The following is a 19,298-nucleotide window of genomic DNA, read 5'->3' as shown; positions in this document are numbered from 1 at the left end:
TTATAAAACCACCTCTCCGGCCTTAAACACAGGACCATCACTACATACTTTTTTATAGCTTGTACCAGTTGGATCATCACCAGTGTGACATACGCATGCGAAACAAGCACCAATGCCGCACCCCATTCTTTCTTCCAGTGATAAAAATAATGGTTTATGTCCATAAAATCTTTCAAGTGCTTTAAGCATTGGCGTTGGTCCGCAAGTAAACATCGTATCAAATTGTAAGTCATAGTCTTTAATTGCATCTGTTACAAATCCTTGATAGCCATATGAGCCATCATCAGTTGAGATGATTGTTTGTCCAAGTTCTGAAAATTCTTTTTCAAGAAAAACTGCAGCTTTTGTTTGAAAGCCTAATACATGCTTAACGGAAACCCCTTTTGCAACAAATTGCCTTGATAATTCAAGTAAAGGAGGAACACCAATGCCTCCGCCAACTAATAGCGCTGCTTGTCCACTGTCTATGACATCTATTGGAAAACCATTGCCTAATGGACCTAATACATCAACAATGTCATCAGGTTTCTTTTTTGAAAGGAGCTGTGTACCAGCTCCTTCTGCTCTGTAAATCATTGTAAATGTTTGTTGTTCTTTATTGATTTCAGAAATGCTGATCGGTCTTCTTAAAAGTGGTGTAGATCCTTCCGTTACTTTGAGGTGAACGAATTGACCAGGATTACCCATTTCTGCTACAAGCTCACCTTGAAGGGTCAGCTGAAAAATTTGTTCGGCAATTTTCTCATGCTTTGTCACGACCATCAGCTCTTGTTTAATCACGTTAAGCTCACCTCAAGCTGTTTTTTAATCTTTGGCATTGTATCAGTAGAGAATGTCATAGATTCAAGTACACGTAAAATCGCAACAGCCGTATCTAGTGATGTTAAGCATGGGATGCCATTTTCAACTGATTCACGGCGGATTTTAAAGCCGTCTCTAGCTGGTTGTTTGCCTTTTGTCAGTGTATTAATCACAAATTGCGCTTCACCTTTGCGGATTACATCAAGTAGATTTGGTTCATCTGTTCCAATTTTGTTTACAACTTTAGCTGGAATATTAAATGATGTTAAATAGTCTGCTGTTCCGCTTGTTGCAAGAATTTGATAGCCAATTTGATGGAATCTCTTTGCGATTTCTAACCCTTCCTCTTTATCTTTATCAGCGATTGTCAGAAGGACTGAACCATGATTTTTAATTTGAATTCCTGATGCGACTAGTGCTTTGTAAAGTGCTTTTTCTAAGGTAATATCTTTCCCCATTACTTCACCGGTTGATTTCATTTCTGGTCCTAACGTAATGTCGACATTGCGAAGCTTTGCGAATGAAAAGACAGGAGCCTTTACATATACACCTTCACTTTCAGGATGTAGACCTGTTTCATATCCTAAGCTGTTCAGCTTTGCACCAAGGATTACTTTTGTTGCAAGGTTCGCCATTGGCACACCAGTAATTTTGCTAAGGAATGGAACGGTACGGCTTGAACGAGGGTTTACCTCAAGTACATACACTTCACCTTTAGATAAAACGAATTGAATGTTTAAAAGCCCTACAATGTTTAAACCTTTAGCAAGTTTTATTGTATAGTCGATAATCTTATTCTTAATTTCCTCAGTTAACGATTGTGGCGGATAAACTGCAATTGAGTCACCAGAGTGTACGCCAGCTCGCTCAATATGCTCCATGATTCCAGGGATTAGAACCGTTTCACCATCGGAAATGGCATCAACCTCAATTTCCTTACCTGTTAAATATTTATCGATTAATACTGGATGCTGAGGGTTGATTTTTACCGCATTATGCATGTAATGCAGCAATTCTGCCTCTTGATAAACAATCTCCATTGCACGGCCGCCCAGTACGTATGATGGGCGAACTAAGACTGGGTAGCCAATTTTCCCAGCAATTTTTACAGCCTGTTCCACAGATGTAGCTGTTTTCCCAAGCGGCTGCGGAATCTCCAATGATTCAAGTGTTTGTTCAAATTTATCGCGATCTTCTGCACGGTCCAGATCTTCTAAAGTTGTTCCAAGAATTTTAACCCCTCTAGCCTCTAAGTCACTTGCAAGGTTAATCGCCGTTTGACCGCCAAATTGTACGACAACACCTTTTGGCTTTTCTAAATCAATGATGTGCATAACATCTTCGATTGTTAAAGGTTCGAAATAAAGCTTGTCTGAAATACTAAAATCTGTTGAAACTGTTTCAGGATTGTTGTTCACGATAATCGCTTCATAACCTGCTTCTTTTATTGCCCATACTGAATGAACAGTTGCATAATCAAATTCAACCCCTTGTCCAATTCGGATTGGACCTGACCCTAATACAACAACACTTTCTCTATCCGATACAATGGATTCATTTTCGTCTTCAAACGTTCCATAGAAGTAAGGTGTTGCAGATTCAAATTCTGCAGCACAAGTATCAACCATTTTGTACACTGGGATGATATTTGCTTGTTTGCGAAGCTCATACACTTCACGATCATTCGTGTTCCATAAGTTAGCAATAACGGAATCGGCAAATCCCATTTCTTTTGCTTTTTGTAATGTTGTTAACTCGTAAGGATTTTCCTTGATATTCTTTTCAAAAGAAATGATTTTTTCAATTTTCATCAAGAAGAACAAGTCAATTTTGCTCCACTCATGAATTTGTTCTTTTGTTACTCCTCTTCTAAACGCTTCAGCTATATAGAATAAACGCTCATCGCCAGCTTTGCGAATTCTCTTTTCAATTAATTCATCCGTTATGCTCTCTGCATCATTTAAATTCAGATAGTCCACATCTGACTCAAGTGAACGAACCGCTTTTAGTAATGATTCTTCAAGAGTGCGGCCGATCGCCATGACTTCACCAGTTGCTTTCATTTGCGTACCTAGGTGACGATTAGCTGATTCGAATTTATCAAACGGCCAGCGCGGGATTTTTGACACAATGTAATCTAGTGCAGGCTCAAAGCAAGCATATGTTTTGCCTGTTACAGGGTTTTCCATTTCATCAAGTGTTAACCCAACTGCAATTTTTGCCGCAAGTTTAGCAATTGGATAACCTGTTGCCTTCGAAGCCAACGCAGATGAACGGCTTACACGTGGATTTACTTCAATAATATAGTAGTTAAAGCTATCCGGATCTAGGGCAAGCTGAACATTACATCCGCCTTCAATTTTCAATGCACGAATAATCTTTAGGGAAACATTTCGCAGCATTTGGTATTCACGATCACTTAACGTTTGGCTTGGGGCGAAAACAATGGAATCACCAGTGTGGACGCCAACAGGGTCAAAGTTTTCCATATTACATACAACAATCGCATGATCGTTAGAATCACGCATGACTTCATATTCAATTTCTTTAAATCCAGCAATACTTTTCTCAAGTAAACATTGTGTCACTGGGCTGTTTTTTAAGCCGCTTGTAACGATTTCAACTAACTCTTCCTCGTTATGACAAATCCCGCCGCCGGTTCCGCCTAATGTGTAAGCAGGTCTTACGATCACTGGATAGCCGATTTGTTCAACAAAAGCATAGGCTTCTTCAAGATTATGAATGATTTCACTTTCCGGAACCGGCTCGTTTAACTCATTCATTAATGTTCTGAAGAGATCGCGGTCCTCTGCCTGTTTAATAGCAGATAATTTTGTTCCAAGAATTTCAACACCGCATTCTTCTAACACACCAGATTCAGCAAGCTCAACTGCAAGGTTAAGTCCTGTTTGACCACCTAATGTTGGAACTAATGCATCTGGTCGTTCTTTTCGAATGATATTGCTTAAAAATTCCAATGTAAGGGGTTCGATATAAACTTTGTCTGCAATTTCTGTATCTGTCATAATTGTTGCCGGATTTGAGTTAACAAGAACAACCTCGTAGCCCTCTTCTTTTAGTGCGATACATGCTTGTGTTCCCGCATAATCAAATTCTGCTGCTTGACCAATCACAATTGGACCTGAACCGATAACAAGAATTTTATTGATGTCTGTACGTTTTGGCATTATAAAACCCCTTCTTTCTTATTAACTTCTATCATGTCTAAAAATTGATCAAATAACCCGTTTGCATCTTCTGGACCAGGTGAAGCCTCAGGATGATATTGTACTGAAAATGCTGATGCATGTTTATGTTTTAAGCCCTCTATTGTTCCATCATTTAGAGCTACATGTGTAATTTCTAATTCAGTATTTTTGATTGACTCTACTGTAACTGTATAACTATGGTTTTGTGATGTAATATCAACCTTGCCAGTGCTAAGTTCCTTAACTGGATGGTTTGAACCCCGATGTCCGAACTTCATTTTTTCAGTATCAGCACCGCAAGCTAAAGCAAATAACTGATGACCTAGGCAAATACCAAAGAAAGGAATCTTCCCAATAATACCTTTAATCATTTCGATTGCTTCTGGAACATCCTTTGGATCTCCAGGGCCGTTTGAAAGCATAATTCCGTCAGGTTTTAGTTGTAAAACTTCCTTAGCTGTTACCGAATGTGGAACCACAGTGATATCGCAATTTCGTTTATTAAATTCTCTAAGAATGCCATGTTTCATCCCATAATCAACTAAAACTATACGAGGACCTCTACCTGGACTAGGATAAGGTGTTTTAGTTGATACAACTTGCACTTGGTTCCTTGGGAATTCAGTGTCTTTTAGTTTTTTAATAACTTCCTCGGGATTTGCATCAGCCGAACAAATAGCACCTTTCAAAGTCCCATGCATTCTAATAATTCTTGTTAACTTTCGAGTATCTATTCCTGCAATTCCAGGTATATTTTTCATTTTAAAATATTCATCGATTGTATACTCACTTCTCCAGTTAGAAGGATAATCGCAATATTCTTTTACAACAAAACCATTGATAAAAGGAGTGATTGTTTCAAAATCGTCTCGATTAATTCCGTAGTTGCCGATTAATGGATAAGTTAATGTTACAATTTGCCAACAGTATGATGGATCTGATAAAATTTCTTGATAACCTGTCATACCTGTGTTAAATACGACTTCTCCGAATTTTTCTTCATCACTGCCAAATGCTTCACCTAAAAATACTGTTCCATCTTCTAAGATAAGTTGTCTTTTCATATTGTGATGCCTCCTAGTTTCCAAACAATATTTCCATCTACAATTGTTAATGTTGGCCAACCTTTACATGCCCAGCCTGTAAATGGTGTGTTCTTTCCTTTTGATAAGAAGTTTTCTGGATCAATTTTCTCTTCCATTTCTAAATCGATAACCGTTATGTCAGCTGCTTCTCCGACTTTTAGCTGACCACCAGGTAATCCAAAAGCCTGTGCTGGTTTAATCGTCAAGAAATCAACGAGTTGTTTTAATGTTAGTTTATTTGTTAGGACAAAATTTGTATATAGTAATGGGAAGGCCGTTTCTAATCCGACGATTCCAAATGGTGCTAACTGCATGCCCTCCGCTTTTTCTTCACTTGTATGTGGTGCATGATCAGTTGCGATAAAATCAATTGTTCCATCAAGCAGCCCTTCGATTAATGCTTCCTGATCAGCCTTCCCTCTTAATGGCGGATTCATTTTGAAATTAGGATCCAGACCTGGAATATCTTCTTCACATAATAAGAGATGATGTGGTGATACTTCAGCAGTTACTTGAATTCCAGCACGTTTTGCGTCTCTCACCACACGGACAGATTCCTTCGTACTAATATGACATACATGGTAGTGACAGCCTGCAGCTTCTGCAAGCAAAATATCTCTTGCGATATGAACAGATTCACATACAGAAGGAATCCCATTAATCCCGTGCTCTTTTGAAAACTTGCCTTCATGAACAGCTCCTTTATTAATCAAGGTGTTTTCTTCACAGTGCGCGACAATAGATGCTCCGATTGAAGCCGCCTGTTTCATTGCTTCCAACATCTTACCTGCTGATTGCACCCCAACACCATCATCAGTAAAGGCAAAAGCCCCTGCTTCTTTTAAAGCTTTAAAGTTCGTCAACTCTTCTCCAAGCTGTCTTGTAGTGATTGATGCATATGGAAGAACCTTTACAACTGCCGTCTCCTTAATTCGATTTTGCAGCCACTCCATTTGCTCCTTTGTATCAGGAACTGGGCGTGTATTTGGCATTGGTGCTATGGTTGTAAAACCACCCTTTGCCGCACTCTTTGTACCAGTTTCAATTGTCTCCTTATGCTCACCGCCCGGCTCTCTTAAATGAACATGTAAATCGATAAAGCCTGTTGATACAAACTGTCCATCTACATTCAAGACTTCATAGCTATCTGTCGTAAGATCATTTCCAATTTCTTTTACAATCCCGTTTTCTATTTTCACATCTGCTTTTTGCAACTCACCAAGCTCATCTAAAATAAATCCATTCTTAAGAATAAATAACATTTCCGTTTACCTCCTGATTATGCTCAATTTGTTGTAAAGCTCTTTTCAATACAGCCATTCTAACGAAAACTCCATTTTCCATCTGTTTAAAGATTCTGGATCGATCACATTCAATTAACGCATCGTCTATCTCTACTCCGCGATTTACAGGGGCTGGATGCATAATGATTGCGTCCTTTTTCATTTGTTTTTCTCTTCCCTTTGTCAAACCATATTGCTGTAAGTAATCATCCGCACTTGCCTTTTGATGATGTCTTTCATGCTGAATTCGAAGCAGCATCACCACATCTGATTTTGTGATTGCTTCATCGATCTCTACATAAGTGCCGTGCGGATTTAAAGGATCCTGCCACTCTGTTGGACCTGAGAACAATACCTTTGCTCCTAGTCTTGTTAATACTTCTGCGTTTGATCTAGCAACACGGCTATGGCGAATATCACCTAGAATGGATACGGTCAAGTCTTGAAACTGTCCAAATTCTTGTTTAATCGTTAATAAATCAAGGAGTGATTGTGTCGGATGATGACCACAGCCATCACCGGCATTTATAATTGGAATCGATACATTACCGATCAAATCCTCAAAAAAATGATCCTCTTGATGTCTAATGACCACTGCATTTGCACCAATAGATTGTAACGTTTTGACGGTATCATATAACGTTTCACCTTTTTGAACACTTGAATGCTCTGCGGTAAAGTTTAAAACCTGAAGGCCAAGTTTCTTTTCGGCTACTTCAAAGCTAAATCTAGTTCTTGTACTTGGTTCAAAGAAGAGATTTGAGACAAATAACATGCTTGTCGGGTTCCAGCCTTTCCCTAATCGGTAGTTTTGAGCATCCTCAAGTATCGAGTAAATTTCCTCATTTGTTAGCTGATTCATTGTCAGCAGGTTTTTCATACCTTAACCACTCCTTTTTTCTTAAAAAAATACCCTGATACTTATCATCAGGGTGTAGAAAGGTAGCGCAAAATTCAGGTATTCATATACCCTGTCTTTGCCTTACACCCTTTTAAGCCTCTCTGGACTTGGATTAAAAGATCTAAGCAAATTATGCTGTTTTATGATTAGTATGTTCTTTATCATAAGGAAGAGCTAGATTTAAAATGATTCCGATGATAGCTGCTAAAGCCATTCCATGTAAATCAAAGTTTTCAAACTTAAGAGTTGCTTCACCAATCCCAATGACTAGTATGACAGAAGAAATAATGAGATTTCGTTTGCTTCCTAAGTTAAGCTTGCTATCAATCATCATTCTAAGTCCTGATGAAGCGATGATCCCGAAGAGAAGGATCGATACACCACCCATTACCGGTGTTGGGATCGTGCTGATAAAGGCAGATATTTTTCCGATGAATCCAAACAATATCGCAAATACCGCTGCACCGGCGATTACATATACGCTGTAAACTCTTGTAATCGCAAGGACCCCGATATTTTCTCCATAAGTCGTATTGGGCGGCCCGCCTATCAGCGCTGCAAGCATTGTTGCCAGCCCATCACCAAATATTGAGCGATGCAGACCAGGCTTTTCAACATAATCTCGGCCAACGACATTTCCTAGTACCAATTGATGTCCGATATGCTCTGAGATCGTAACGACAACTACAGGAACCATTAATAATATGATTTCCAGAGATACAGAAGGTGTGTAATCAATAAATGGTATTACGAAGTCTGGCGCTTGTACCCATTTTGCTTCAGTAACCTTCGAAAAATCGATGATACCGATTGCTAAGGAATAAAGGTAACCTCCAGCAATTCCAATAAGTACCGGGATGAGATTAAAAAATCCTTTTAAAAAGATCGAGCATAAGATTGTGATTAATAATGTTACTAATGCTACTGAAAAGTATTGTAAGCTATATTCACCTGCAGGATCATTTGTTGCCATGTCTACTGCTGTACCAGCTAACCCTAAGCCGATTACGATAATAACGGGTCCCACAACAACCGGAGGAAGGATTTTCATAATCCATTTATGACCTGTAGCTTTTATGATTAATGCAACAATACCATAAACTAAACCTGCTAGGAAGCTCCCTACCATTGCCGCTCCAACACCGCCTGCAGCCTTTGCTACTATAATTGGAGTAATGAATGCAAAGGATGAACCTAGATATGCAGGAACTTGACCTTTTGTTATTAGCAGAAAAGCAATTGTTCCCAATCCGCTGGAGATCAACGCAACAGCCGGATCTAATTCGACAAGATATGGTACTAGGATCGTTGCTCCAAACATCGCAAATAAATGTTGAAAACTTAATGCGAGCCAAGTCATTGGTTTCGGTGTATCTTTAACATCAAGGATAATTTGTTCCTCTTTCATCTAAATACCTCCAGTATGATGAATGTTCGTGTTAGTTATAATGTGTGAAGGAATGATCGTTTTGAACAAAAGCGCAAGCGCCTTGGTCATCGCCGTACAAACTGGAGGAGCATCGACTGAGATAAAGGAAACACGGTAAGCGAAGCGAACCGATGTTGACTTATCGTAGGGAGATGATCTGAAGTTTGATAGGCGATAGGCGCTGGAGCTGGATTCAGAAACGCAAGCTATGTTAAGAAAATATATAAATTCTGATAGTATAACAAAAAACCTCTTTGCTTTTGGGCAAAGAGGTGCATAGAGATCCTATTCTCGCTTAAAAAGCATCCTAGGTCTTTAAGTACCCCTTGAAGCCTCTCTGGACCATCTTTAAAAGGGTGTTTATTTAATTTTCGTGGATTGTCACTTGATCTTGGTTATCTGCTTCACGGAGCTCAACCATAATTTTTTCAGAGCTTGAGGTCGGAATGTTTTTTCCAACATAATCAGCTCTTATTGGCAGTTCACGATGACCTCTGTCAACCAGCACAGCTAGCTGAATATTAGCTGGTCTGCCGATATCAACGAGAGCGTCCATTGCTGCTCTTACTGTTCTTCCTGTATATAATACGTCATCAACTAGTATAACTTTTTGATTTGTTACATCAACAGGAATATCGGAACCCTTTACAAGGGGCTCTAGATCATCTGTCTTTTTTGATAAGTCATCACGATAAAGAGTGATATCAAGCTCACCGATATGGATTTTCTTTCCCTCAATTTGTTCAATGCGGTCCGCGAGCCTTTTCGCTAAATAAATGCCTCGTGTTTTAATCCCTACTAAAACGCTATTTTCAATTCCTTTATTTCGTTCAATGATTTCATGTGCAATTCTTGTTAACGCTCTGCGAATTGCTTGTTCATCTAAAACAACAGCTTTTTGCGGCATTTTACAATCTCCTTTCGTTACGTAAGTCTTTAGAAACAAACCTTATAGAAACGAAAAAACCCTCTCACCGTTTTGTGAGAGGGTATACGAAGAGATAGTTGCGCTATGTTTAAGCCTAAGCATAGTCAACTTTTCCGTTTTCCTTCTCAGCCTCACGGGACTGTGTTAAAGGTTCTGATTAAGTTAAATTTATTATGACAAACATGTAGAAATGTGTCAACGATTATTTCTTAATTGATTTAATACATCTTCAAATTGCTCTGGAAGCGGTGCTTCAAATTCAAGATACTCCTTCGTACGCGGATGCTCGAAACCTAAAATGCCAGCATGTAATGCCTGTCCATTAATAGAAAGAGTCTTTTTCGGACCATATTTTGGATCCCCGACTAATGGATACCCAATATATTTCATGTGTACGCGAATTTGATGGGTTCTCCCAGTTTCAAGCTGACATTCTACAAATGTATAGTTTTCAAATCGTTCTAATACGTGAAAATGAGTAACCGCTTCTTTACTGCTTTCATTTGTGACGGTCATACTTTGTCGGTCCATTTTATCACGGCCAATCGGAGCGTTGATTGTTCCGTGATCATGGGGGATGCTGCCGTGAACGATTGCTTTATATCTTCTTGTTACCGTTTTATTGACAAGCTGTTCGACTAATGATTCATGTGCCATATCATTTTTTGCCACCATTAATAGCCCTGACGTGTCCTTGTCAATTCGGTGAACAATTCCTGGTCTTAACACACCATTAATACCGGAAAGATCTTGACAATGAGCCATTAAACCATTCACAAGCGTACCGCTCATATGTCCCGGAGCAGGATGAACAACCATCCCTTTCGGTTTATTCACGACTAGAACATCCTGGTCTTCATAATAAATATCAAGATCCATTTCTTCAGCAACAACGTCTAAAGGCTCTGGCTCTGGTATTTCAATGACAATTTTATCATGAAGCTGACATTTATAATTGGTTTTAACTGTTTGCTCATTTACTTTCACAGCACCTTCTTTTATCCAGAGCTGCACTTGAGTACGAGACCATTCTTCATTATAGGATGATAAGTACTTATCAATTCGTTCATTTTGATGCTCTTCACTTACTAGTAATTCAACGATGTCCATTTATGCCTGCTCCTTCTCTTGTTTCCCTTCAAAAAACAACATATGAATAAATAACAAGACAACTCCAATACATAATGATGAATCAGCCACATTAAAAATTGGGAAGTCATAGGTAAAGATATATGTATTAATAAAATCGACAACTTCTTTACGGAATAAACGGTCAATGAAATTACCAATTGCACCGCCCAGCATTAATCCAAGCGCAACGCCCATTACCTTATTTTTCTTCATATATTTTTGAATATAATAAACAATCCCAATAATGACGATCGTTGTTATAATATAAAAGAACCACATTTGTCCTTGCAAGATTCCCCAGGCAGCTCCCCGGTTACGATGTGATGTAATATATAAAAAGTTCTCAATAACCGTAATGCTTTCGCCAAGCTCCATCTTTTTAACAATTAGCCATTTTGTTATTTGGTCAATTACAATTATAATTGCTGCAATAAGATAATAAAACACAACTGTCCCCCCAACTTCTTGCTTTTTCTCTTCATTTTGCGTTTTTGTCCTTTTGAATTGTACCATATAATAATGTTTAAAGCACTAGTAAAGACTGCACCAGCACCTGAAACAACATTTCGTTAAACGCAAAAAGAAAGACTTAAACTCCTCCTTTTAATTGAAGAAAATTTAAGTCATTTATATCCGGGAGTAAAATTTGTTAATATTCACTGCCGCTCATATATGTTTCATATGGCGTATAATCAAATTGTGGGAGAGATTTACGCTCATACAATTCCTGGAAAAAGAAATCATATTTTGTTCTAGCTGTTGGGAGTATCCTTAATTTTTCAAATGGAATTTCTTCACCCGTTTCTTCGCAGTACCCATAAATTCCTTTATCGATCTTCATTAAGGCACGTTCTACATCTTGAAGTTCCTCTTTTATATGATGCATCAAAGTCTGATCTTTCCCTTGATGATCATCACAAGCAGCATCAAACAAACTGTGCTCAAATAATCGTGCTCGCAGTTCTTCTCTCATCACTTGCAATTCATAACGGATTCCAAAAAATTTATTCAAGATGGACAACTCCTTATCCTTCTCATGTTGTACAAATAGTTTAACCTGATAAATACAACCTCACCCTGTTAAGAATTTTCCTCTAGTTGAAATGGATGTTAAGGTATAATAACAGCTTTATTATCAATGCTAATTTTTACCCCACACTTTTTGTCCGTTAAACCATATTTTTAAAAAATAGGCACATATTAAGTAAAAAGCAAAAAACTGCCCCCTAAAAAGGGTAGACTAAAATAATTAGCACTACACTCTTCTGGGGTCAGTCCCTCACAAATACAAATTAATTAATAATGATCCTTCACAATACCAGCACAACGCTGACAAAGTGTCGGATGTTCAGCTACTGAACCTACTTCAGGAGTAACAATCCAGCAGCGTTCACACGTTTCACCTTCGGCTTGTGTAATCACGATTTTAACTGTTTCAAATACCTGTGCTTTTTCAGGAGCAGCATCGTAATCGCCAGCAATTTCAAAGCCTGAAACGATAAATAACTGCTTTAAATCTTCATCAACTGAATCAAGTAATGCTTTCGCTTTAGCATTTGGATAAAGCGAAATACTTGCAGTTAGCGATTTACCAATCACTTTTTCATTACGAGAAACCTCTAATGCCTTTAAAACATCATCACGTAATGACAGAAATGCATCCCATTTCGCTTCCAGCTCCTCTTCTTGAGGATATTGCTTAACCTCTGGCATATCAACTAATTGAACACTTTCTTCTGTTACAGAATCAATATGCTCCCAAACTTCATCAGCCGTATGCGGAAGAATTGGGGCAACTAATTTTACTAATGAAAGCAATGTTTCATATAAAACGGTTTGAATAGCACGACGCTCTTGATTATCTTTAGACTCGATATAGAGAACATCTTTTGCGAAATCTAAATAAAATGAACTTAATTCAATGGTACAGAAGTTATGAACAGCATGGTAAATTGCCGCAAATTCATATTGGTCATAAGCATCTTTTACACGTTTTGTCAGCTTATTAAGCTTAACAAGCATGTAGCGGTCAACATCTCGAAGCCCTTCAAGGCTTACGGTATCTTGAGCTGGATCAAAATCAGCAAGATTACCGATCAAGAAACGGAATGTGTTACGGATTTTACGATACACTTCAGCTACTTGTTTTAAAATTGCATCTGATACCCTAACATCTGCTTGATAGTCAACAGATGCAACCCATAAACGCAGAATATCTCCGCCAAGTTGTTTCATGACTTTTGCAGGCACAACAACATTTCCTAGTGATTTACTCATTTTACGTCCTTCGCCATCAAGAGCAAAGCCGTGACTTAATACACCTTTATATGGTGCTTTACCTGTTACAGCAACAGCGGTTGATAAGGAAGAGTTAAACCAGCCGCGATATTGGTCAGAACCCTCTAGATATAAATCAGCAGGTCTTTGCAGATCCTCTCTTTCAAATAAAACAGCTTGGTGTGAAGAGCCTGAATCAAACCAAACATCCATGATATCATTTTCTTTTGTAAATATACCGTTTGGACTTCCTTCATGGGTAAAGCCATCTGGAAGTAGATCTTTAGCTTCCCGTTCAAACCAAACATTTGAACCAAATTCACGGAATAAATTCGAAACATGTTCAATCGTTTCATCCGTAATAATTGGATCTCCATTTTCAGCATAAAAGACCGGAATTGGCACACCCCATGCGCGCTGACGTGAAATACACCAGTCTCCGCGATCCCGTACCATATTATATAGTCTTGTTTCTCCCCATGCCGGCACCCATTTTGTTTCCTTCACAGCTGTTAATAAATCCTCACGGAAATCTTTAATCGATGCAAACCATTGTGCAGTTGCACGGAAGATTGTCGGCTTTTTCGTTCTCCAATCATGCGGATAGGAGTGTGTAATAAATTGAAGCTTTAATAATGCTCCAACCTCTTGCAATTTTTCGGTAATTGGCTTGTTGGCTTCATCATAGAATAATCCTTCAAAACCAACTGCTTCTTTCGTCATATACCCTTTTTCATCAACAGGACATAATACATCTAAGCCATATTGCTGCCCGATGATAAAGTCATCTTCACCATGACCTGGAGCTGTATGAACACAACCTGTACCGCCATCACTTGTAACATGTTCACCAAGCATAACAAGAGAATCCCGATCATAGATTGGATGCTTAGCAACGATACGGTCAAGCTCAGCGCCTTTTAAAGTTCGATCTACCTGATAATTCTCCCAACCAATTGTATTTACTACAGATTCTACTAATGCAGAAGCAACAACGTATTTCTCGCCGTCTACAGCAATAACACTATATTCTAATTCAGGATGAACGGAAATTCCTAGGTTTGCTGGAATAGTCCAAGGAGTTGTCGTCCAGATGACGATTTTTTCATCATTTGTTAATACACCTTTACCATCCTTGACAGGGAATGCGACATAAATAGATGGTGAGCGCTTATCAGCGTATTCAATTTCGGCCTCGGCAAGAGCAGATTCACTTGAAGGTGACCAGTATACTGGTTTTAGCCCTTTATAGATATAGCCTTTTTTGGCCATCTCTCCGAATACTTTGATTTGCTGGGCTTCATATTCGGGCTTTAATGTAACATAAGGATTATCCCAATCACCGCGCACACCTAAACGTTTGAATTGCTCGCGCTGTCCATTGATCTGCTCCCAAGCATATTCTTCACAAAGCTTACGGAACTCAGCAACAGTCATTTCTTTTCGATTTACTTTTTTGTTTTTCGTAAGAGCTGTTTCAATTGGAAGACCATGTGTATCCCATCCAGGAACATATGGAGCACAAAAACCGCTCATTGATTTATAGCGAACGATAAAATCCTTTAAAATTTTGTTTAAAGCATGCCCCATATGAATATCGCCATTTGCGTAAGGGGGGCCATCATGTAAAACAAATAAAGGCCGATCTTTCGTACGTTCCTGTACTTTTTCGTAAATATTCATTTTCTCCCATTTTTCTTGCATGATTGGTTCTCTGTTCGGGAGATTTCCTCGCATTGGAAATTCAGTTTTTGGCATAAGCAAGGTATCTTTATAATCCATGTTCATTCCTCCTGCATTCATGATTAAAAGTTATCACAAAACACAAAAAACCTTCTCATCCCACAAGGGACGAGAAGGTTTATCTCGCGGTACCACCCTATTAGATTAATGGCCTATGCTATTAATCCACTCTACATTCGTAACGTGAATGATTCGCCATTGCTTATTGATCTAAAGATGTTCAGCATGGAACTCAAGGGTGATCTTCATCCTTTGCCTTATATCGAGCTTCCACCATCCTCGATTCGCTAAATAAGGTTATAAAGGAATACTATCCCTTTCACCGTTTGATATAACGTTTTGTAAAGATTATTGATTTTTAAAATAGTCTACGTTTCCGTATTATATGCGAATAAAATTCAAAAAGTCAAGTCTAGCTTTTCATTTCTTCTGCTTCACCGAAAATTGGCTCAACTTCATATTCCAATAAATGATCCCAATCATCATTTTTTAGAAGATCAAGCTGTGCTTCAATTAGCATTTGAAAACGAGTTCGAAAAACTTTTGATTGTTTTTTAAGTTCTTCAATTTCCATGGCGATTTTTCGAGATTTAGCTAATGCTTCATTAATAATTCGGTCAGCGTTTTTTTCTGCCTCTTTAATGATGAGCTTGGATTCTTTTTGGGCATTCCGCTTTACGTCTTCACCTGCTTCTTGAGCAATAATGATCGATTTATTCAATGTCTCTTCAATATTTGTAAAGTGACCTAATTTTTCAGTTAGCTCTGATACGCGAGATTCAAGTTCTTTCTTTTCGCGGATAATCATTTCATAATCTTTTATCACTTGATCCAAGAATTCATTTACTTCGTCTTCATCATATCCACGAAATCCTTTACTAAACTCCTTATTATGGATATCTAATGGTGTTAAAGGCATGGATGCCACCTCCAATATGTAGTTAAATAGTTAATCATTGACAACATTATAAATCATATTTCGACAGCTTTGTTGAAAATCCTGCTAAAACCTTAAAATTATTTTTGTTTATGTACAACGATCCTCCACTTATCCTTCTTTGTTTTCCCTTCAATAGCCAGCAATTTGCTGCGCCCATATCCGCGAACAGACAGTGTATCACCTAAACGGCATTCAAAAGATACGGAATCAACAGTTTTCCAATTCACTTTCACCAATCCATTTGCAATCAACGGTTGTATTTTTTGACGTGAGAGATTGTAGATTGCTGAGCATACAACATCGAGACGTAATGATGAAACCGTCGTGACTAGCTCGTGAACGTCTTCAACATGAGGAATGAATTCGTTCATTGAGATTACTTTCAAGCTGATTTTTGCACGGCCTACCTCTTGAAAATTCGCTTTTATATAATCTGCCACTTCACTTGCACTAACAAATTGGACAATTGATTCAGAAAAACGGATATCGCCAAATTTTGAACGCTTTAAGCCAAGACTCATTAGTGAACCAAGAACTTGCCTATGTTGCAGGGTAATAAATTTACTAGGATACTGCACCTCAAATACGGTTAACTTAAAGTCCTCAAGTTCCGGCTGGAAATAATCCGGATACAATAACGCTCGTTTCCGTTCTGTATCATCACTGCCCCCTGAAAATGAAACTTTCACATCTGAATTTTCACCAATTACAGAAGCAACAATTTCTTGCTCTCTTGGATCTAAAAAGTCGGTTAGCTTCGGGTGATAATGATCAAGAACGCTTTCCCTCCATTCCAAAACTTGATCGATAAAATGGCGTTCTTCACCCCGAAAATGCTGATAAATATGGTCCATCATCACAACTCCAGTAAGCTCATTCGTATAAGACATAAAGATGATCTAAAACAAAAAGAGGGACGAAAACGTTGTCCCTAGCCAATCATTGTAAAGAGTGATGCAACTCCGTATTCAGCAAAACGCAATGCTAAAATGGCCACTATTGGAGAAATATCAATCATTCCTAATGGAGGTATTATTTTGCGAAATGGTTCTAAATATGGTTCACATATTTTAGCTAAAAATTGCCCAAAACCAGATTCTCTAGCACCCGGGAACCAAGAAAGTAATATGTATACAATAATTGCATACGAGTAAAACGTTAGTAATGTTCTGATTACACTATATAAAATGTCCATTCGTGATTACCACCTTTGATGTTCTTCGTCTGATACCAGCTCAGAAATCGATCCTGAGACATCTACATTATCAGGTGTACATAAAAAGATATTCATCCCGATCCGCTGAATATCACCGCCGATTGCATAAACAGTACCACTTAAAAAGTCAACGATTCGCTTCGCTTGATCCCGCTGAATACTTTGAAGGTTAACAACAACGGCCCGACGATTTTTTAGCTGATCGGCTATTTCTTGTGCCTCCGCATAGACCCTTGGTTCACATAGAATAACTTTAGAGGATTTTTGCACACTTTGCAAACTTACAACATTTTGTTTTGGCGCATGCGACTGAGATTTATGAGGAATTTGCGGCTGCTCCTCGTATTCAGGCTGCTGCTGTTGTTCCTCACTCTCAACATATTCATACTCTTCATCTTCCAATGCAAAAAAACTTTTAAATCTATTTTTAAGTGACATCTTAAACACCTCCGTTTTCATTACCAACAAGTGATGTACCAATACGAATAAAAGTTGCCCCTTCTTCAATTGCAATTTCATAATCATTGGACATTCCCATAGACAGTTCATGGCAAGGTGCAGTAGAAATCTTTAATGCTTGTACCTCTTGCTGGATCATTTTTAGCCTTTTAAAGCATGTACGAATTAGTTGTTGATCATCTGTAAAGGGTGCCATCGTCATTAAGCCAACAACCTTAATGTTTTGATAAGCTTCCAATCCCTTTACAAAATCGATGACCTCTTCAGGTGAACAGCCATGCTTTGATTCTTCTCCAGAAACATTTACTTGAATAAAGCACTTGATCGGCTTTGTTGCACGTTTATCAATTTCTTTTGCAAGGGAAAGACGATCCAATGAATGGATGTATTCTACCTTATCAATAATGCTTTTCACCTTTCTCGTTTGCAGGGTACCAATAAAATGCCAAATTGCTGTATCTTTAATTTCCTGAAATTTTGCCTGAAGTCCTTCATCGCGGTTTTCACCCAAATGATGGACACCTGCAGCAATTGCTTCTTTTGCCCGTTCAATGCTTACATACTTCGTCACTGCGATGACTTTAATGTCTTCCGGGTTTCGTCCAATACAATTACATATCCTTTTGATGTTTTCCCTGATTGTTAGATAATTTTCCTGAACGTTCATGACTTAAGTTAAGCCTCCTTATTAATGCCGATAAAGCTTAACATTCGTCCTGTTTTTCCGGCATCACGCCGGTGTGAGAAAAACAGGTCATTTTCACAGCTTGTACATTGCTGTGAAATCGTAATGTTTTCTTCCTTTACTCCAGATTCAAGAAGCAAGTATTTGTTAAGCTGTTTTAAATCTAATGTATATTGTCCATCGGAAACTGAGCGATATGGAACAGAATACTTCTTGATAACAATTTTGTTAAATGCAGAAATCACCTTATCATCCACTATGTAGCAGCAATGACCAATTGCAGGTCCAATCGCCACTTTAATGTTCTTGGGATCGGCATCTTCTTCATTGATCCATTTTCTAACCATTTCTCCGCCAATATCATTTACGGTTCCCTTCCAGCCGGCATGGGCAAGACCAATTAAATGTTTTTCGGGGGCTATAAAATAAAGCGGGACACAATCGGCAAAACATAATGACAGCATTACCCCATCATCTTTAGTATATAATCCATCAGAGCCTGAAAGACCATCTTTATATGCTGTTAAGCCTCTTCCACGATCCTGTATGGATACTTTTTCAATATGAGTGGAGTGAATTTGTTCAGCAAATACCCAATTCTTTGTTGGAAAGGAGAGTTTTGATGCTAAAATCTCTCTGTTTTGGACAACCTTTTCCGGCTGGTCCTGCACATGCAATCCAAGATTTAAAGTTGAGTATGCATCACTGCTGACGCCGCCAGATTTTATGGTAAATCCAACGGTGAGACCTTTTATAAGATTATCCCACTGGGGCAGTGATAAAAATGCTGTATCTTTTTGTTGAAAAGGTTCTGCTGCCATTATCATTCAATCCTTTATTTACGATATTTAAAAACATTGTTTCGCACTTATTTTACCACATCTTATCGATTAGGGTTAGTTTGAATGACAAATTATTCATCTACTCCCTCAATTTGTCGATTTATTCTTACTAGAATAACATCTTCCCCTATCTTCACTATATTTCGCCATGGAATGACGAATTCCTCGTCTTTTCCAAAAAAACCTAACATTTTCCCATGACCATTAATAATAATCGCTTGAATTTTCCCATTTGTCACATTGATATCAAAATCATCGATATTTCCAAGCTTTTTCCCATCGGACACATTTACAACATCTTTTGACTGAAATTCTGAAATATACATCATAACGCCTCCTGTCCCTTATAACGACACTCTATTACATATC

At 38.3% G+C, this 19,298-nt stretch carries 18 protein-coding genes and 1 other annotated feature; all 18 genes read right to left on the bottom strand.

Annotation, left to right across the window (positions count from 1 at the left end; translation table 11 throughout):
• Complete coding sequence (locus tag Q1B07_RS00950) at positions 1 to 777, bottom strand: dihydroorotate dehydrogenase electron transfer subunit (protein ID WP_299087135.1); 777 nt, start codon at positions 775 to 777, stop codon at positions 1 to 3.
• On the bottom strand, positions 777 to 3,989 hold the full coding sequence (gene carB / locus Q1B07_RS00945; RefSeq protein WP_299087004.1) for a carbamoyl-phosphate synthase large subunit: 3,213 nt from the start codon (positions 3,987 to 3,989) through the stop codon (positions 777 to 779). Before carB ends, Q1B07_RS00950 begins: the two co-directional genes overlap by 1 nt.
• Entirely contained in the window at positions 3,989 to 5,074 is a 1,086-nt protein-coding gene (locus Q1B07_RS00940) for a carbamoyl phosphate synthase small subunit (protein WP_299087002.1), read from the bottom strand. The genes carB and Q1B07_RS00940 overlap by 1 nt, the downstream gene beginning before the upstream one ends.
• Entirely contained in the window at positions 5,071 to 6,357 is a 1,287-nt protein-coding gene (locus Q1B07_RS00935; RefSeq protein ID WP_299087000.1) for a dihydroorotase, read from the bottom strand. Before Q1B07_RS00935 ends, Q1B07_RS00940 begins: the two co-directional genes overlap by 4 nt.
• A complete protein-coding gene (locus Q1B07_RS00930) occupies positions 6,341 to 7,258 on the bottom strand; it encodes an aspartate carbamoyltransferase catalytic subunit (protein ID WP_299086998.1) in 918 nt (305 codons plus the stop codon). Before Q1B07_RS00930 ends, Q1B07_RS00935 begins: the two co-directional genes overlap by 17 nt.
• Positions 7,259 to 7,409: 151 nt before the next feature.
• Entirely contained in the window at positions 7,410 to 8,687 is a 1,278-nt protein-coding gene (locus tag Q1B07_RS00925; RefSeq protein ID WP_299086996.1) for a solute carrier family 23 protein, read from the bottom strand.
• A gap of 385 nt (positions 8,688 to 9,072) precedes the next feature.
• Positions 9,073 to 9,615 carry a bifunctional pyr operon transcriptional regulator/uracil phosphoribosyltransferase PyrR gene (gene pyrR, locus Q1B07_RS00920; protein ID WP_299086994.1) on the bottom strand — a complete coding sequence of 181 codons (543 nt, stop codon included), beginning with the start codon at positions 9,613 to 9,615 and terminating at the stop codon, positions 9,073 to 9,075.
• 216 nt (positions 9,616 to 9,831) lie between these two features.
• On the bottom strand, positions 9,832 to 10,746 hold the full coding sequence (locus Q1B07_RS00915; RefSeq protein WP_299086992.1) for an RluA family pseudouridine synthase: 915 nt from the start codon (positions 10,744 to 10,746) through the stop codon (positions 9,832 to 9,834).
• Positions 10,747 to 11,214, bottom strand: coding sequence for a signal peptidase II (lspA, locus tag Q1B07_RS00910; RefSeq protein ID WP_299086991.1), 468 nt, complete (start codon positions 11,212 to 11,214; stop codon positions 10,747 to 10,749).
• Between the two features lie 202 nt (positions 11,215 to 11,416).
• The gene (locus Q1B07_RS00905; protein WP_299087133.1) at positions 11,417 to 11,740 is read right to left on the bottom strand and encodes a TraR/DksA family transcriptional regulator; all 324 of its coding nucleotides are present in this window, start codon (positions 11,738 to 11,740) and stop codon (positions 11,417 to 11,419) included.
• Between the two features lie 323 nt (positions 11,741 to 12,063).
• Complete coding sequence (gene ileS, locus Q1B07_RS00900) at positions 12,064 to 14,826, bottom strand: isoleucine--tRNA ligase (RefSeq protein ID WP_299086989.1); 2,763 nt, start codon at positions 14,824 to 14,826, stop codon at positions 12,064 to 12,066.
• 62 nt (positions 14,827 to 14,888) lie between these two features.
• Positions 14,889 to 15,119: a binding site (T-box leader), on the bottom strand.
• Positions 15,120 to 15,199: 80 nt separating this feature from the next.
• Positions 15,200 to 15,706, bottom strand: coding sequence for a DivIVA domain-containing protein (locus tag Q1B07_RS00895; protein WP_299086987.1), 507 nt, complete (start codon positions 15,704 to 15,706; stop codon positions 15,200 to 15,202).
• Between the two features lie 98 nt (positions 15,707 to 15,804).
• Positions 15,805 to 16,581 (bottom strand): RNA-binding protein, encoded by a 777-nt coding sequence (locus Q1B07_RS00890; RefSeq protein ID WP_299086984.1) that lies wholly within the window; start codon positions 16,579 to 16,581, stop codon positions 15,805 to 15,807.
• Between the two features lie 77 nt (positions 16,582 to 16,658).
• Positions 16,659 to 16,922, bottom strand: coding sequence for a YggT family protein (locus Q1B07_RS00885; RefSeq protein ID WP_299086983.1), 264 nt, complete (start codon positions 16,920 to 16,922; stop codon positions 16,659 to 16,661).
• 6 nt (positions 16,923 to 16,928) lie between these two features.
• Positions 16,929 to 17,381, bottom strand: coding sequence for a cell division protein SepF (locus Q1B07_RS00880; RefSeq protein ID WP_299086981.1), 453 nt, complete (start codon positions 17,379 to 17,381; stop codon positions 16,929 to 16,931).
• Between the two features lies 1 nt (position 17,382).
• Complete coding sequence (locus Q1B07_RS00875; RefSeq protein WP_299086979.1) at positions 17,383 to 18,069, bottom strand: YggS family pyridoxal phosphate-dependent enzyme; 687 nt, start codon at positions 18,067 to 18,069, stop codon at positions 17,383 to 17,385.
• Between the two features lie 8 nt (positions 18,070 to 18,077).
• Positions 18,078 to 18,908 carry a peptidoglycan editing factor PgeF gene (gene pgeF / locus Q1B07_RS00870; RefSeq protein WP_299086977.1) on the bottom strand — a complete coding sequence of 277 codons (831 nt, stop codon included), beginning with the start codon at positions 18,906 to 18,908 and terminating at the stop codon, positions 18,078 to 18,080.
• Between the two features lie 92 nt (positions 18,909 to 19,000).
• Positions 19,001 to 19,258: a YlmC/YmxH family sporulation protein gene (locus Q1B07_RS00865; RefSeq protein WP_299086976.1), complete on the bottom strand. Its 258-nt coding sequence runs from the start codon at positions 19,256 to 19,258 to the stop codon at positions 19,001 to 19,003.
• Positions 19,259 to 19,298 lie beyond the last annotated feature (40 nt).

The sequence above is a fragment of the uncultured Metabacillus sp. genome, assembly GCF_947503125.1.
Taxonomy (GTDB): domain Bacteria; phylum Bacillota; class Bacilli; order Bacillales; family Bacillaceae; genus Metabacillus.
The sequence above is the reverse complement of the archived record's forward strand: the minus strand, read 5'-3'. Positions and strand labels throughout refer to the sequence as shown.

Excerpts from the sequence above, each read along its gene's own strand:
- carB (WP_299087004.1), bottom strand. The coding sequence starts at position 3,989 with ATGCCAAAACGTACAGACATCAATAAAATTCTTGTTATCGGTTCAGGT.
- Q1B07_RS00940 (WP_299087002.1), bottom strand. The coding sequence starts at position 5,074 with ATGAAAAGACAACTTATCTTAGAAGATGGAACAGTATTTTTAGGTGAA.
- Q1B07_RS00935 (WP_299087000.1), bottom strand. The coding sequence starts at position 6,357 with ATGTTATTTATTCTTAAGAATGGATTTATTTTAGATGAGCTTGGTGAG.
- Q1B07_RS00930 (WP_299086998.1), bottom strand. The coding sequence starts at position 7,258 with ATGAAAAACCTGCTGACAATGAATCAGCTAACAAATGAGGAAATTTAC.
- Q1B07_RS00925 (WP_299086996.1), bottom strand. The coding sequence starts at position 8,687 with ATGAAAGAGGAACAAATTATCCTTGATGTTAAAGATACACCGAAACCA.
- pyrR (WP_299086994.1), bottom strand. The coding sequence starts at position 9,615 with ATGCCGCAAAAAGCTGTTGTTTTAGATGAACAAGCAATTCGCAGAGCG.
- Q1B07_RS00915 (WP_299086992.1), bottom strand. The coding sequence starts at position 10,746 with ATGGACATCGTTGAATTACTAGTAAGTGAAGAGCATCAAAATGAACGA.
- Q1B07_RS00905 (WP_299087133.1), bottom strand. The coding sequence starts at position 11,740 with ATGAGAGAAGAACTGCGAGCACGATTATTTGAGCACAGTTTGTTTGAT.
- ileS (WP_299086989.1), bottom strand. The coding sequence starts at position 14,826 with ATGGATTATAAAGATACCTTGCTTATGCCAAAAACTGAATTTCCAATG.
- Q1B07_RS00895 (WP_299086987.1), bottom strand. The coding sequence starts at position 15,706 with ATGCCTTTAACACCATTAGATATCCATAATAAGGAGTTTAGTAAAGGA.
- Q1B07_RS00890 (WP_299086984.1), bottom strand. The coding sequence starts at position 16,581 with ATGGACCATATTTATCAGCATTTTCGGGGTGAAGAACGCCATTTTATC.
- Q1B07_RS00885 (WP_299086983.1), bottom strand. The coding sequence starts at position 16,922 with ATGGACATTTTATATAGTGTAATCAGAACATTACTAACGTTTTACTCG.
- Q1B07_RS00880 (WP_299086981.1), bottom strand. The coding sequence starts at position 17,381 with ATGTCACTTAAAAATAGATTTAAAAGTTTTTTTGCATTGGAAGATGAA.
- Q1B07_RS00875 (WP_299086979.1), bottom strand. The coding sequence starts at position 18,069 with ATGAACGTTCAGGAAAATTATCTAACAATCAGGGAAAACATCAAAAGG.
- pgeF (WP_299086977.1), bottom strand. The coding sequence starts at position 18,908 with ATGGCAGCAGAACCTTTTCAACAAAAAGATACAGCATTTTTATCACTG.
- Q1B07_RS00865 (WP_299086976.1), bottom strand. The coding sequence starts at position 19,258 with ATGATGTATATTTCAGAATTTCAGTCAAAAGATGTTGTAAATGTGTCC.